General features: G+C 69.2%; 12 protein-coding genes. 6 read left to right on the top strand and 6 right to left on the bottom strand.

Annotated features, from left to right (window positions below):
* Positions 1-103 precede the first annotated feature (103 nt).
* Positions 104-1,906 (top strand): diguanylate cyclase, encoded by a 1,803-nt coding sequence (locus CVO96_RS00340; protein WP_165795159.1) that lies wholly within the window; start codon positions 104-106, stop codon positions 1,904-1,906.
* Between the two features lie 43 nt (positions 1,907-1,949).
* Here the strand turns inward: CVO96_RS00340 and CVO96_RS00335 are convergent, their stop codons facing one another.
* Positions 1,950-3,191: a sugar efflux transporter gene (locus CVO96_RS00335; RefSeq protein ID WP_103309090.1), complete on the bottom strand. Its 1,242-nt coding sequence runs from the start codon at positions 3,189-3,191 to the stop codon at positions 1,950-1,952.
* A 189-nt stretch (positions 3,192-3,380) separates the two neighbouring features.
* On the opposite strand from CVO96_RS00335, the gene pepF reads away from it, so the two are divergent.
* Positions 3,381-5,189, top strand: a complete 1,809-nt coding sequence (gene pepF, locus CVO96_RS00330; RefSeq protein ID WP_103309088.1) for an oligoendopeptidase F — start codon at positions 3,381-3,383, stop codon at positions 5,187-5,189.
* 166 nt (positions 5,190-5,355) lie between these two features.
* Here pepF and CVO96_RS00325 read toward each other — a convergent pair whose 3' ends face one another.
* From CVO96_RS00325 to CVO96_RS00310, 4 genes are all read right to left on the bottom strand, one after another.
* Positions 5,356-5,889 (bottom strand): hypothetical protein, encoded by a 534-nt coding sequence (locus tag CVO96_RS00325; protein ID WP_103309086.1) that lies wholly within the window; start codon positions 5,887-5,889, stop codon positions 5,356-5,358.
* A gap of 168 nt (positions 5,890-6,057) precedes the next feature.
* On the bottom strand, positions 6,058-6,525 hold the full coding sequence (locus CVO96_RS00320) for a type III secretion system chaperone family protein (RefSeq protein ID WP_103309084.1): 468 nt from the start codon (positions 6,523-6,525) through the stop codon (positions 6,058-6,060).
* A gap of 149 nt (positions 6,526-6,674) precedes the next feature.
* Positions 6,675-7,169 carry a septal ring lytic transglycosylase RlpA family protein gene (locus CVO96_RS00315; protein ID WP_243398088.1) on the bottom strand — a complete coding sequence of 165 codons (495 nt, stop codon included), beginning with the start codon at positions 7,167-7,169 and terminating at the stop codon, positions 6,675-6,677.
* Entirely contained in the window at positions 7,166-8,215 is a 1,050-nt protein-coding gene (locus CVO96_RS00310; RefSeq protein ID WP_103309079.1) for a M24 family metallopeptidase, read from the bottom strand. The genes CVO96_RS00315 and CVO96_RS00310 overlap by 4 nt, the downstream gene beginning before the upstream one ends.
* Positions 8,216-8,441: 226 nt before the next feature.
* Here CVO96_RS00310 and sucC point away from each other — a divergent pair, with 226 nt between their 5' ends.
* The 3 genes from sucC to CVO96_RS00295 all read left to right on the top strand — a co-directional run bounded on the left by sucC (position 8,442) and on the right by CVO96_RS00295 (position 11,196).
* A complete protein-coding gene (gene sucC / locus CVO96_RS00305) occupies positions 8,442-9,602 on the top strand; it encodes an ADP-forming succinate--CoA ligase subunit beta (protein ID WP_103309074.1) in 1,161 nt (386 codons plus the stop codon).
* Positions 9,602-10,507, top strand: a complete 906-nt coding sequence (gene sucD, locus CVO96_RS00300; protein ID WP_103309072.1) for a succinate--CoA ligase subunit alpha — start codon at positions 9,602-9,604, stop codon at positions 10,505-10,507. The genes sucC and sucD overlap by 1 nt, the downstream gene beginning before the upstream one ends.
* Before the next feature lie 122 nt (positions 10,508-10,629).
* Positions 10,630-11,196, top strand: coding sequence for a hypothetical protein (locus CVO96_RS00295; protein ID WP_103309068.1), 567 nt, complete (start codon positions 10,630-10,632; stop codon positions 11,194-11,196).
* Positions 11,197-11,738: 542 nt separating this feature from the next.
* Here the strand turns inward: CVO96_RS00295 and bshA are convergent.
* The gene (bshA, locus tag CVO96_RS00290; RefSeq protein WP_103309064.1) at positions 11,739-12,860 is read right to left on the bottom strand and encodes an N-acetyl-alpha-D-glucosaminyl L-malate synthase BshA; all 1,122 of its coding nucleotides are present in this window, start codon (positions 12,858-12,860) and stop codon (positions 11,739-11,741) included.
* Positions 12,861-13,080: 220 nt separating this feature from the next.
* Between bshA and CVO96_RS00285 the strand changes: the two genes are divergently transcribed.
* Positions 13,081-13,923: a DegV family protein gene (locus CVO96_RS00285; protein WP_103309062.1), complete on the top strand. Its 843-nt coding sequence runs from the start codon at positions 13,081-13,083 to the stop codon at positions 13,921-13,923.
* Positions 13,924-13,956: the final 33 nt, after the last annotated feature.

Here is a 13,956-nt window from a genome sequence, read left to right as displayed (position 1 = left end):
CCTGGCACGCGGGCATCTGCGCCCTCTCCCACACGCGTGGGCGCCTGTCAGAATCTTGCACGAGGCCCTGCCCTAAACCATGGTCGTGTTGACCCTACGGCGGATGCTCCTGCTGTCCCAGCTGCCCTTCTGGGTGCTGATGGTGGCCGCCTTCAGCCTGCTTTCGATCACCCTGCACGAACGGGTGGTCGCCACCAACCGGGCCACCCACGTGCGTGAGGAACTGGCCCAGGTCGCCGGGATCATGCAGCACGTGGTGGACATGGAAACCGGACTGCGGGGCTTCGTCATCGCCGGCAATCCGGTGTTTCTCGAACCCTATACGGCCGCGCGCGCGGCCCTGCCGGGTGAATTCGCCCTGCTCCAGCTCACCCTTCGCCAGCAGGTCAATCCCCGCGAAGCGGTGGCGCCTCTGGCCCACCTGAACCGGGTGGAGGCCCTGGTGGGGCGCTGGCAGACCACGGTCGCCGAACCGGAGATCGCCGCCCGCGCCCGGGGCCTGAGCGAGGCCGCCGCCTTCGTGAAACAGCAGACCGGCAAACGGCTCCTCGACTCCATCCGGGCCGAGGTCGAGGCCTACCAGCAGGCCCGCCAGCAGCAGCTGCAGCGCGCCGAGACCGCCGCCGCCGCCAAGCTGCGCAGCCTCCAGCTCAGCCTGTACGGGGTGGCGGCCCTGACCATCCTGGGCAGCGTGGCGGCGAGCCTGGTGGGGGCGTCGCTGCTCCGGCGCAGCCTCGGCGCGGTGACCGACGCGGCGGAGCGGCTGACTGCGGGGGAGACCGTGACCCTGGCCGAGCGCCGCGCCAGTCCGGCCGAAATCCAGACCCTCTCGCGGGCCTTCAATCACATGAGCGGACGCCTGGCCCAGGCCCGCCGACAGGCCGACGAACACGCCCGTGAGCTGGCGGCGCGCAACGTCTGGATGCGTACCCTGGGTGAACTGAGCGACTGGCTGCAGGCGGCCCGCTCGCTCGAGGAAGCGGCGGGCATTCTGGAGCGGGCCCTGCCCGCGCTGTTGCCCGGCACCCAGGGCACCCTGCACCACCACAACGCTTCGCGCAACCTCCTGCTCGCTGTGGTGAGCTGGGGCGGCGCCGAGGCCCGGCCCAGCTCACCGGGCGACTGCTGGGCCCTGCGGCGGGGCGAGGCGCGGCAGGACGCCGGCGTGCTCGCCCCGCCCTGCCTGCACGGCCCACAGCAGCGCTACCTGTGCCTGCCCCTGTTCTCCCACGGCGAGACCCTGGGCACCCTGCGGCTGCAGGCCCAGGGCGGTGAAGCCCTGAGTGAGGCCACCCGCGCCGCCGCCGAGGACGTGGCCCAGCAGGTGGCCCTGGCCCTGGCCGGCCTGCGGCTGCTCGACCGCCTGCAGCAGCAGGCCATCCGCGATCCCCTGACCGGGCTGTTCAACCGCCGTCATCTGGAAGAGCAGCTCGAGCAGCGCGTCCTGGCGGCCGAAGCTGCCGGGCAACCGCTGTCTCTGGTCGCGCTCGACGTCGATCACTTCAAGCGGCTGAACGACTCCTTCGGGCATGAGGCCGGCGACATGGTGCTCGTCCGCATGGGGGCGGCGCTGCGTGACCTGAGCCCCGCCCCGGCGCTCGCCGCACGCCCCGGTGGTGAGGAGTTCTCCATCCTGCTGCCCGACCAGCCGCTCCCAGCCGCTCTTGAACTGGCCGAACGCCTCCGGTCGGAGGTGGCCGGCTGGACGCTGGAGTTTGCGGGCATGCCGCTGGGCCCGGTCAGCGTGTCGATCGGCGTGGCGGGGCTGGGGAGCGGGATCGCGACCGGTCAGGCCCTGACCCGCGCCGCTGACGACGCGCTCTATCAGGCCAAGCGCACGGGACGCAACCGGGTGGTGCCCTCGGACGCCGGCTCGCCCGCCCGGATCAGTTCCCTGCCGTCCTGATTGGCGTGGCTGCCGGGCGCCGCCGTGCCGGACATGCTCCGGGTCACCCGTTCCGTTCCCGAGGAGCCCGCGCCGCCCGGCGCCCCGGCCGCGTGATCACCTGCATCACCGCCCAGGCCGCGAAGGTCAGCGCGGCACACAGCACATACACCTCGCGGTAGCCGAAGGCCTGCGCCCAGGCGCCCGACACGATGCCGGCCAGCATCCCCCCGACGTTCATGGTGTTCGAGAACAGCGTGGTCGCCGTGCCCACCCGCCCCGGCATGAGTTGCTGGAAGTAGGTCATGCCCAGCCCGGCCAGGATCGCCAGCACCAGCGAGCGGATCACCTGGGTCACCACCAGCAGCGTCATCTCCTGCGCCAGGGCCATCAGGGCGAAGTGCAGCACGAACAGGCCCATCGCGCCCTTGACCAGCCACTCCACAGAGGGCAGGCGGCGCAGCGTGACCAGCGCCAGCATGATCGGAATCTCCAGCAGCGCGCACAGGCTGACCAGAAAGCCGACCTCGCCGGTCGTGCCCCCCAGCGTCTTGGTGATGAACAGCGGAAACATGTTCATCGCCATGATCATGCTCATGCCGTACAGCACGAAGGCCACGGCGACCCAGGGCAGTGGCCGGGCGGGGGTGGCGGGCTTGTGCGGGCCCGACGAGACCGCCTGGGTGGCACTGTTCGCCCTGTGTCCCGCCCGGCTCAGCACGATCGGCAGGGCGGCCAGCGCCAGGCAGAGCGCGGCCAGGAAGAACACGCCCGCGAAGTCGAAGCGGGCCAGCGCCACCGCCCCCAGCCCCGGCCCCACCACCCACGCCAGCGAGAACATCGAGCGCAGGATGGTCTGAGAGCGCTCGGCCAGATCGCCGGGCAGATCCTTCAGCTGGGTGCGCGCGAAAGCGAAGACCTGCGGAAAGGCGGCGGCCCCTGTCCCCAGCATGGCCATGCCGATGAGCAGCACGCCCAGGTACGACTCCGTGAGGCCCAGCGCCACATGGCCCACCGCCCCCAGCCCCAGCGTGACCAGCACCAGCGGTTTGCGGTCGTTCAGCCGATCCGACCAGCGGGCCAGCCGGGTGCTGATCAGCACGGCGCTCACCGCGTTCAGCGTCAGGAAGAGGCCCAGTTGCAGCGGCGTCATGCCGATCTGATTCACGCCGTACAGCGACAGGAAGGGCGCGGCCAGCGATACCCCGAAGCCCAGGAAGAACACCGAGGCCGCCAGTCCGAGAAAGTGGGGCGCCCGGATCAGCGTGGGCAGCAGGGCGGTGGGAGGGGGGGCGGTGCTGGTCATGTGTGGGAACTCGTCATCCTGAATCCACCCTAAACCCGCAGGCTTCTGAATCCATTCAGACAATCTTAGGTGAGCCCCATGCCGCGGTGTGTCCCCGAGCCTGGAGCACGTCGAGACGGATGCTCTCGGTTTGCAGTTCCTCGCTGCAGGTCATGCTGGGCCTGTACAGGACAGGTGCTAGCCTCAGCCATGACCGCCCACGTCCAGCCCCTGCCCACCCGCGCCGACGCTCCCCGCGAGCAGACCTGGGACATTGAGGCGCTCTATCCCACCTCCGCCGCCTGGGAGCAGGAGGCCGAGGCGCTCCCGGCCGTCATCGACGCCCTGGCGCCCTTCGCGGGCACCCTGCAATCGCCCGAGGCCACCCTCACCTTCCTGAACCAGTTCGATGAGGTTCAGCTGCGGGCGCAGCGCTTCTTCTCCTACGCCAGCATGTCCGCCTCGGTGGACGGCCGAGACCCCGTGGCCGCCGCCCGCCGCGACCGCGCCACCGGCCTCATGGCCCGCCTGGGCACCGTGACCGCCTTCGCCCAGCCTGAACTGCTGGCTCTCCCCGACGAGACCCTGTCCGGGTGGCTCGGGCGCCCGGACTTCGCCGACCAGCGGGTGCGCCTCACGCGCCTGCTGCGCAACAAGCCGCATGTCCGCTCCGCCGAGGTTGAGGCCCTGCTGGGCGCCGTGCAGGCCCCCTTCGCCTCCGGGCGCGGCATCCACCCGGCCCTGGCGAACATGGATCTGCGCTTCGGCACGGCCGGTGGCGAGGAGGTCACCCAGGGCAACGTGGATCGCCTGACCAGCCACGGCGCCCGCGAGACCCGCCGCGAGGCCTGGGAGGGCTACGCCGACGCCCACCTGGCCGTGCGGCACGCCCAGGCCGCCATGTACGCCACCAATGTCCGGCAGAGCGCCTTCCTGGCCCAGGCCCGCTCCTACCCCGACGCCATCACCGCCAGCCTCGCTCCGGACAACATCCCCGTCGGCGTGGTGACCACGCTGCTGGACACCTACCGCGCCCACACCCCCACCTGGCACCGCTACTGGAAGGTGCGCCGCGCGTGGCTGGGCCTGGACGAGCTGCGCGAATACGACGTCAAGGCCGCCCTGGTGCCCAGCCGTGAGGTGAGCTACGGGCAGGCGGTGGACTGGATCTGTGCGGGCATGGCCCCGCTGGGCGACGAGTACGTGACCGAAATGCGCCGGGGCCTGACCACCGAGCGCTGGGTCGACTACGCCGAGAACCAGGGCAAGCGTCAGGGCGCCTATTCCAACGGCGGCGGGCGGGTCAAGCCGTTCATCTTCATGACCTGGAACGGCACCATGAACTCGTATTCCACGCTGGCCCATGAGATCGGCCACTCCATGCACTCGCTGCTCTCGACCCGCGAGCACCCCTTCTCCGTGCCGCGCTACACGCTGTTCCACGCCGAGGTCGCCAGCAACTTCAATCAGGCGATGGTCAGGGCGCACCTGCTGGAACGGGCACGCGCCGCCGGAGACACCGAGTTCGAGGTGCAGATCATCGAGGAGGCGCTGTCGAACTTCCACCGCTACTTCTTCATCATGCCGACCCTGGCGGCCTTCGAGCTGGAGTGTTATCGCCGCATCGAGGCGGGCGGCACCCTCAGCGCCCCGGATCTCATCTCGCTCACCGCCGACCTGCTGGCCGAGGGCTACGGCGACGGCGTGAGCATGGATCGTGAGCGCAGCGGCATCATGTGGGCGCAGTTCTCCACGCACCTGTACGCCAACTTCTACGCCTACCAGTACGCCACCGGCATCAGCGCCGCGCACCAGCTCCTGGAGCAGTTCACGGCCGGCCCGGACACTGCCCGCGAGACCTACCTGCGCTGCCTCAAGTCCGGCGGCAGCCTCGATCCCATCGACGCCCTGAGGGAGGCCGGGGTGGACATGCTGAGCCCCGGGCCCGTAGAGGCGACCTTCCGCACCCTGGCAGGCTACGTTGATCGGCTGGAGGAACTGCTCGACGGGCGGGGCTGAGCGAGGGCGGACTCCGACCCAGGCCGGTCTCTGCAGGATTCGATCCGACCAGCGGCGCCAGCAGAAGGGCTAGGCAGGGCCGGAGACCAGCCGGACTCATGGGCGATGGACGATCTCAGCAGTGCCCTTCCAGGGATTCGGACATCAGAAGGAGACGGACGCCCCATCACTGGCAGCGGTTGAAGCGGCCCAGGGCGGCCCGTCCCTCCGCCGTCCCGCCGGCCTCCTCGCGCCCCCCCAGCGACAGCATGACCCACCCTGGCGTGTCGCCCCGGTCGACGACCAGAAAGTAGCTCCCTGCATTCAGCGTGCGCCGGAGCGTGTCGCCTTTGCGTGCCGTCAGGCCATGTCCCTGGTACGCCGCCCAGCGTCCCGGCACGGTCACGGCGCCGTCTGAGCCCGTCTCGAAGGGGGCCGACTCCTGTGCGAGCCCCGGCCCGACCAGCCACAGCTTCGGCGCGAACGACGCAGCGCAGGAGCCACCGACAAAGAGCGTGGCGTCCAGCACGAAACCGTCCGGCACCGTCAGCCGGTACCAGTGCTGCCCGGCGCCCCGGCTCTGGGCCGTGATGACCTTCGACACGGCCACCTGCGAGATCACGTAGGGGGCCTCACGCGTGGCCGGGCCGGCGTTGAACAGGGGCTGGTGGGCCAGGGCCGAGCAGCTGGCCGCACAGATCAGGCTCAGGAGGCGTCGCATGTCCCCACTGTGCACCTGAAATCCGTCAGAAGGGAAGCAGGAGCCAGGAGAAGGCAGAGAATCAGGCGAATGATTCAACAAAAAATTCACGGGCGCGATTTATCGTGAAACAATTCACTTACTACGGATAAGCAAGAGGGCAGGATCGACCCGCCCTCCGGTGGAAGCTCAGGCCTGGGGCTGCTGAACCTGCATCCCGCCGCCGGGCGTCACGCCCTCGAGCGAGCCGTAGTCGTCCTGGAAGTGCATCAGCACGCCGCCGAACAGCGTGTCGAAGGTCTCCTGGGGCATCTCGGCCAGGGTGGGGTAGAAGCCCACGTATTCCAGCCAGACGTTGCCGTCGGCGTCGATGGAACGGGCGAAGGCGCGCTCGCGGTTGCGGTCGTTGAGCATGTTCACGACCTCGTTGCGGCGCTCGTTGTACTGCTTCTGGGTCACGCAGGTGATCTCCAGGCGGCTGGTGTTGTTCGGGCCGTCGTTGACGCTCACCAGCACGGCGGCGTCGCCCATCTCGAAGCGCCAGCCCATGCGGATGAAGCGCTGGCCGTTGTTGTCTTCCATGTCCAGCTGGACTTCCTTCTCTTTCAGGTACTTGGCGAGCGTGTCCAGCGTCAGCAGGGCTGTGTCCATCGTCATTTAAACCATCCTCCTCGGTGGGGTGAAACACATCAGGTGTAACCGTGTGTGGCTTGAGACCCGGAAGATTCTAACACCGGTCATGAGCCGGCTCCGGTCAATGGTCTTCATATCGGCGGGGGTCGGCCTCTTTCCCGCCTTTCCCGCCTTCACGGCCTGGACAGGATGGTGAGCGTCACGGGGGCGATGCCCTCGCTCAGGATGCCCAGCACCCGCGCCGCGTCGTCCGAGAGGTCGATGATGCGCGACGGGATGCCGAACGGCCCCCGGTCGTTGATCAGCACGTCCACGCTGCGGCCCGAGCGCTGGTGGACGACCCGCACCCAGGTGCCCATCGGCAGGCTCAGGTGGGCAGCGGTCATGACCGTGCGGGCGTCGCGCCGGCCCCCGTAGTACACGGCCTGACCACGCTGGAAGACCGTGGCGGCGGGCACAGGCGCGTCGTCGGCGCTGGCGCGGGGGGCGGCGCCCGGCAGCTGCAGCACCTGGCCGGCCCGCAGCTCGCCCGGATTGGCCGCCTGCAGCGCCGCCACCGCGACCCCGTACCGCTGCGCCAGCTCCCAGAAGGTGTCGCCCGGCTGCACCGTGTAGCCCTGCGCCCCGGCCGAGGCCAGCAGGGCCAGACCCAGCATCCAGCCCCTCACAGCCGCTCCTTGACCGACGTGCTCAGCACCTCGTGGCCGGTCTCGGTCACCAGCACCAGATCCTCGATCCGCACGCCGCCCACGCCGGGCACGTACACGCCGGGTTCGATGGTGATCACCATGCCCGCCTCCAGCACGTCCTCGCTGACGTCGCGCAGGCTGGGCCCCTCGTGGACGTCGAGCCCCACGCCGTGCCCCAGCGAATGCGCGAACGCCTCGCCCAGCCCGTGCCCGGTCAGGAGGTCGCGGGCCACCCTGTCCAGATCGGCCGCCCGGACGCCGGGGCGCACCGCCGCGATGGCCGTTTCCTCGGCCTCCAGCACGGCCCGGTACATCCGGCGCAGTTCGGCGCCCGGATCGCCCACCGCCACCGTGCGGGTCATGTCGCTGTGGTAGCCGCCCACCCGCGCCCCCATGTCCACCGTGACCAGTTCGCCGTCCCTGATGACCCGCGTAGACGCGACCCCGTGCGGCCTGGCGCCGTTCGGCCCGCTCGCCACGATGATCTCGAAAGCGCTCTGGGCGCCCGCGCGACGCATCGCCAGCTCCAGCTCCAGGGCGATGTCGAGTTCCCGCGCGCCCGCCTGGATGGAGGGGCGCACCCCCGCGAAGGCGGCGTCTGCGATGCGCTGCGCCTCCCGGATGTGGGCGAGTTCCGCGCCTGACTTGCGGCGGCGGAGTGCCTGCACCAGCCCGCGCGTGGGCACGAGGTCGGCGCCGGGCCAGTGTTCCCGCAGGTCGTCCAGCTCCGCCACGGTCAGGCGGTCGGCCTCGAAGCCCACCCGCAGGCCCTGCAGCGCGCCCGCCGCGTGCCGGTAGGTCTCCGGCGGCCGGGCGATGACCTGGGGCAGCGCCGATTCCTCCTGGGCCTGCACCGTATAGCGGGCGTCCGTGTACAGCGTGGCCCCGTCCCCGGCGACCAGCACCTTGCCGTCCTTGCCGCCGGTAAAGCCGCTGACCGCCCGCACGTTCGCCGGGTCGCTGATCCACAGGGCGTCCACGCCGGCGCGGCCCAGGGCGGCCCGTAAAGAGTCCAGTTGCGTCATCCCGGCAAGCTAACACGCCACCTCGCCGCGGGAGAAGTGGCGCTGGGGGCGCGGGGTGGGGGAGAGGAGCGCGGCACGGCCGCGGCTGTTCCCGGATCAGGGACAAGACGCCTCCGCTTCGCGGGGCCACGCTTATACTCGTTCTTCGGGAAAGAACAGCAGTCGGCCCGCGAGGCGGCCAGCAACTCAGAGAACTCCCCTCATACAACCCTCAGGAGGCAAGACCGTGAAACTTCACGAGTATCAGGGCAAGGACATTTTGCGCCAGTTCGGCGTGAACGTGCAGGACGGCCGGGTCGCCCAGACCCCCGACGAGGTGCGTCAGATCGCCCGTGACTACGGTCAGGCGGTCGTGGTGAAGGCGCAGGTGCACGTGGGCGGGCGCGGCAAGGCGGGCGGCGTGAAATTCAGCCCGGACGCCGACAAGGCCTTCGAGAACGGCGAAAAGATTCTCGGCATGGACATCAAGGGCCTGACCGTGAACAAGGTGCTGGTCACCAAGGCCGTGGACATCGACGCCGGCACCGAGTACTACGTCGGCATGATCGTCGACCGCAACGAGCAGAGCTTCACGCTGATGGCCTCGGCCGAGGGCGGCATGGAGATCGAGGAAGTGGCCGCCGCGACCCCCGAGAAGATCATCAAGCACCGCGTCGATCCGGTCACCGGCCTGCGCCCCTACGAGGCGCGCGAGGTGGCCATCAAGGCGGGCTTCAAGGGCAACCTGAACAAGATCGCCGACATGATGGTCAAGATGAGCGAGGCCGCCTTCGCCCGCGACGCCGTGCTGGTCGAGATCAACCCGCTGTTCGTCGGCCCGGACGGCGTGCCGCTGGCGCTGGACACCAAGTTCGAGATCGACGACAACGCCATGTACCGCCACAAGGATCTCGCCGACTGGCGCGAACTGGAAGCCGAGCACCCCCTGGAGATCGAGGCCAGCAAGTACGGCTTCGCCTACGTCAAGCTCGACCACGGCAACGTCGGCGTGCTGGGCAACGGAGCCGGCATCGTGATGACCTCGCTGGACGTCGTGAACCGCGCCGGGGCCAAGCCCGCCAACTTCCTCGACATCGGCGGCGGCGCCAAGGCCGACATCGTGTACAACGCCATCAAGCTGGTCTCCAAGGACAGCGACGTCAGGGCCATCTTCATCAACATCTTCGGCGGCATCACCCGCGCCGACGAGGTCGCCAAGGGCGTCATCCAGGCGCTGAAAGACGGCATCCTGACCAAGCCCGTGCGGATGCGGATCGCCGGCACCGCTGAGGACGAGGCCAAGGCCCTGCTGGCCGAGGTCAACTCCCCGCTGATCCAGATGTACTCCACCATGTTCGAGGCCGCCGACGAGGCCGCCAAGGAAGCCAACGCCTCGGAGGCCAAATAATGGGCATTCTCGTCAACAAGGACAGCAAGGTCATCGTGCAGGGCATGACCGGCCGTGAAGGGGCGAGCCACTCGCGCGCCATGAAGGAATTCGGCACCCAGGTCGTCGCGGGCGTGACCCCCGGCAAGGGCGGCACGGACTTCGAGGGCTGGCCAGTGTTTAACTCCGTGGCCGAGGCCAAGGCCGCGACCGGCGCCAACGTGAGCATCATCTTCGTTCCTCCCGCGGGCGCCGCCGACGCCGTGCTGGAGGCTGCCCACGCTGGCATCCCGCTGATCGTGCTGATCACCGAGGGCGTGCCGACCATCGACATGATGAAGGCCGTGCAGGAAGTGAAGGCGCTGGACGCCGCCAGCCGCGCCGGGGGCGGCCAGGGCATCCGGCTGATCGGCGGCAACTGCCCCGGTCTGGTCACCAACGGGGAAGCCAAGGTGGGCATCATGCCCAACCGCATCTACGAGAAGCCGGGCCGCATCGGCCTGATCAGCCGTTCGGGCACCCTGACCTACGAGGCCGCCAAGCTGCTGAACGACGCCGGCCTGGGCACCAGCACCACCGTGGGGATCGGCGGCGACCCGGTCATCGGCACGACCTTCGCCGACGTACTCCCCATGTTCGAGGCCGACCCGGACACCGACGCCGTGATCGTGATCGGCGAGATCGGCGGCGCCGACGAGGAAGCGGCGGCCGAGTACATCGCCGCGCACATGAAAAAGCCCGTCGTGGCCTTCATCAGCGGCCGCTCCGCTCCGGCGGGCAAGCGCATGGGCCACGCCGGCGCCATCATCATGGGCAACGTGGGCACGCCGGAGAGTAAGCTCGCCGCCTTCGGGGCCGCGAACGTGCCGGTGGCCGACACCATGCCCCAGATCATCGATCTGGTGAAGCAGGCGCTGAAGCTGTAAAGACAGCTCAGGATGGGGGGACGGTGCCCAGGGGGCGTCGTCCCCCCACCGCCGTTCACGCAGCATGAAGAAATCGTCATCTCGGGTCACATGCGGGTCAGCCCCCTGCGTACACTGAGGCCATGAACCGCCGTCTGCTCGTTCCGTTCCTGCTCACCCTGACTGCCGGTCAGGCGGCCGCCCTCACTGTGACGGGGACGGTCGAGGGGGCCGGGGCCGATACGCGGATCAGCGGCTTCGTGGTCACCCCCTTTGGTCAGCCCCTGCAGGAGGTCGTGAGCGTGCCGGTCGAGGGCGGCCGCTTCAGGCTGGAGCTGCCCGCCACGGCCCCGACCGCCCGCGCCCAGGTCAACCTGACCCCGCAGAACGTCTCCTGGCCCGGCGTGATCGACCCCGTGGCCGTCAGCGCCCCGGTGCAGTCGGCCGAGCTGAAATTCTTCGCCTACCAGGATCAGAACCAGAACGGCCGTCACGACGACGCCGAAACGCTGCGTGAGGTCGCGCCGAACGTGGGGAAGGCGACCCTGTTCGTGGTCTGGGTGAACGCCGACGTCAAGGTGACGGCGAACAAGGGCTACGAGGCCGCCCTCAAACGCGGCTGGAACGCCTATATCGTGGACGTCGGCCGGGCGGTCAAGGTCACGCCCTTCACAGACGACCGCGCCGTGTCCGTCCGCATGGGCCGCTGAAGTCGGATTCAAGAAATCGGATTCACAGAGCCTGAACAGGCCCCCCGGCGGGGCCTGTTGTTATTTGGTACGAGGAGACCCTCCGCCGAGAAGTGAGGATTTGAAACTGGACTGGCTTCCTCCCCCCCCTGACCCTCATCCTCTCCAACCAGGAGTCCGGACTGTCTCGGCTGAGTGCCTTTCCAAAGGCGATGACCACGAGGTTTTTGGCTCCTCCCTCCTGGCGGGGGAGGCTGGGACTCGGAGAGTTGCGCAGCAGCGGGGAAGAACTTAGATGGCGTCCCGGACAGCACCAACCGAGTTGTTCAGCGACCGCGTTACGAGACTGTCAGCATCCCTCCCCAACACCCTCTCCGCAACCGTTCCAAACGCGTCCCATGACGGGAAGGGGAACGAGGGCGTCGCCTGTGAGCGGCTGAGGCTGGCTACGTTCCGACTTGCGTCCTCTGGACTCGGCGGCCTCCACTGGCGGCGCACCGGATCAGGTGATCCGGGCACCCTGAGCCGTGGCCGAACGCGCCTCCGCGTCCGCCTGACCCGGATCAGCCCGTGATCGTCCGCTCGTAGGCCCGGAGGTACTGGGGCACGATCAGGTTCGGGTGGAACCGGGTCAGGGCGGCCTGCCTCCCGGCGCGGCCCATCTGCAGGTACAGGTCGCGGTCGCGCAGAATCCTCAGCGCCGCGTGGGCCATGCCGTCCACGTCGCCCACCGCGCACAGCACCCCCGTCAGGCCGTTCTCGACCACCTCGGGAATCCCGCCTGCCCGCGCCGCGACCACCGGTACCTCGCAGCTCATGGCCTCCAGCGCGGCCAGCCCGAAGCTCTCCTTGCTGCTCGGCAACAGGAACAGGTCGGAGATGCCCAGCACCGTCTCGACATCGGGAAACGAGCCCAGGAAGTGGGTGCGGCCGATGATCCCGAGCTGCTGCGCGAGTTCGAAGGCGCGCGGGCGATCCGGGCCGTCGCCGATCATCAGCAGGCGGGCGGGCATCTCGCTCGCCACGCGGGAAAACACCTGCACCACGTCCTCGACCCGCTTGACCGGGCGGAAGTTGCTGACATGCACCAGCAGCGCCTCGTCCGGGTGGGCGAAGCGGGCCCGCACCGCCGGGTCGGGAATGCGCTGGAAGCGCTCGGCATCCACGAAGTTGTGGATCACCTCGATCTCGCGCCCGGTGCCGAACAGTTCCTGGGTCTGCTGGGCCAGGAAGTGCGACACGGCCGTCACGTGGTCGCTGCGCTCGATGGCGTGGCGGGTCGTGTGCCGGAAGGCGGGCTCGGCGCCCACCAGCGTGACGTCGGTGCCGTGCAGGGTGGTCATGACGCGCGAGCGGCCGGTGATGGCCTTGGCATGGATGGCGGCGGTCGCGTGCGGAATCGCGTAGTGCGCGTGCGACAGCTCGACCTCGTGCTCCAGGATCACCTCGGTGAGGGTGTTCGCGGCGGCCAGTTCGGGAAAGGGCTGCTCGAACAGGGCGTAGGCGAACGAACTGACCTGATGGAAGTAGGGGCCGGCCATGCCCCCGTGACCCGAGAGCCGGAACGGCTGGGCCGAGCCCACGAAGTGAACCTCGTGTCCGGCGCGGGCCACCATCAGGCCCAGTTCGGTGGCCACCACGCCGGAGCCGCCGGCACTGGCGTGGCAGAGCACGGCCACCTTCATCGGCGGCGCCCGGCCGGAGACGGATGAGAGCAAGCGGTCATGACTGCGGAGTATAGAGGCCGCCTGGGGGGCCGTCCGTAATTCCAGGGGGAACCGGGCAGGAGCCCCGGGCCAGGCGACCCTCTTTCACCATTGTCACCAATTACTTCATTAAGCTGTGTGAAGTGAAGACGCAGAATATCTCACGGAAAACTTTTTTTCTGCACATCAGACTCTCAGTATGATCGCTGTGCTGACCGACTCGACGTGCGACCTGCCCCCGGACAGTGCGCGGCAGCTGGGCATCCATCTGCTTCCCCTGACGGTCAGTCTGCGTGAACGCCGGATGCTCGACTGGCAGGAGATCGACCCGGACGCCGTGTACGACCACATGAAGACCGGCGGCATGGCCACCACCGCCCCGGTCGAGGTGGAGGCCTTCGTCCGCAAATACGAGGAACTGCTGCAGACCCACGATCACGTGGTGAGCATCCATCTCTCGGGCAAGCTGTCGGATACCGTGCGCCACGCCCAGCAGGCGGCCCGCAGCCTCGACGGCCGCCACCGCATCCACGTGGTCGACAGTGAGCTGGCCAGTACGCCGCTGGCCGAGGCCGTGATGGCTGCCCAGGCCACCGTGCAGCGCGGCGGCTCCCACCTGGATGCTGTCCAGGCCGTGCAGACCGTGGGCGAGGAGATGTTCGCGGAATTCAGCGTGGCCTCGCTGGAGTACCTGCGCCGGGGCGGGCGCATCGGCCGGGCGCAGGAGTTCATGGCGAACATGCTGGGGGTGCGGCCTATCCTGCAGTTCAGCCACGGCGAACTCAAGGCCGTGCGCCGCATCAAGGCGGATCAGGCCTCCAGCGACATGCTGGAGCAGCTACGCGCCCGCTTCGGCCACGAGCCCATCTCCGTGACCATCGCCCACGCCGGCCGCGACTCGGGCCGCATCAACGCGCTGCGCACGGCGGTCGCCTCCAGCGGCCTGAACGTCCGCAAGGGCCGCGTGCAGCTGATCGGCCCGGTGATCGGCGCCCACGTCGGCCCCGGCACCTACGGCTTCATGGCCTGCCCGATGGCGTAGAGCCCGCGTCGGTATCGGGGGAGCGGGGCGGTG

Source organism: Deinococcus koreensis (assembly GCF_002901445.1).
Classification (GTDB): domain Bacteria; phylum Deinococcota; class Deinococci; order Deinococcales; family Deinococcaceae; genus Deinococcus; species Deinococcus koreensis.
Note: the sequence above shows the minus strand (reverse complement) of the source record. Positions and strands in the feature narration are given on the sequence as shown.

Excerpts from the sequence above, each read along its gene's own strand:
- CVO96_RS00335 (WP_103309090.1), bottom strand. The coding sequence starts at position 3,191 with ATGACCAGCACCGCCCCCCCTCCCACCGCCCTGCTGCCCACGCTGATC.
- CVO96_RS00325 (WP_103309086.1), bottom strand. The coding sequence starts at position 5,889 with ATGCGACGCCTCCTGAGCCTGATCTGTGCGGCCAGCTGCTCGGCCCTG.
- bshA (WP_103309064.1), bottom strand. The coding sequence starts at position 12,860 with ATGAAGGTGGCCGTGCTCTGCCACGCCAGTGCCGGCGGCTCCGGCGTG.
- CVO96_RS00320 (WP_103309084.1), bottom strand. The coding sequence starts at position 6,525 with ATGACGATGGACACAGCCCTGCTGACGCTGGACACGCTCGCCAAGTAC.
- CVO96_RS00340 (WP_165795159.1), top strand. The coding sequence starts at position 104 with ATGCTCCTGCTGTCCCAGCTGCCCTTCTGGGTGCTGATGGTGGCCGCC.
- CVO96_RS00295 (WP_103309068.1), top strand. The coding sequence starts at position 10,630 with ATGAACCGCCGTCTGCTCGTTCCGTTCCTGCTCACCCTGACTGCCGGT.
- sucD (WP_103309072.1), top strand. The coding sequence starts at position 9,602 with ATGGGCATTCTCGTCAACAAGGACAGCAAGGTCATCGTGCAGGGCATG.
- pepF (WP_103309088.1), top strand. The coding sequence starts at position 3,381 with ATGACCGCCCACGTCCAGCCCCTGCCCACCCGCGCCGACGCTCCCCGC.
- CVO96_RS00285 (WP_103309062.1), top strand. The coding sequence starts at position 13,081 with ATGATCGCTGTGCTGACCGACTCGACGTGCGACCTGCCCCCGGACAGT.
- CVO96_RS00310 (WP_103309079.1), bottom strand. The coding sequence starts at position 8,215 with ATGACGCAACTGGACTCTTTACGGGCCGCCCTGGGCCGCGCCGGCGTG.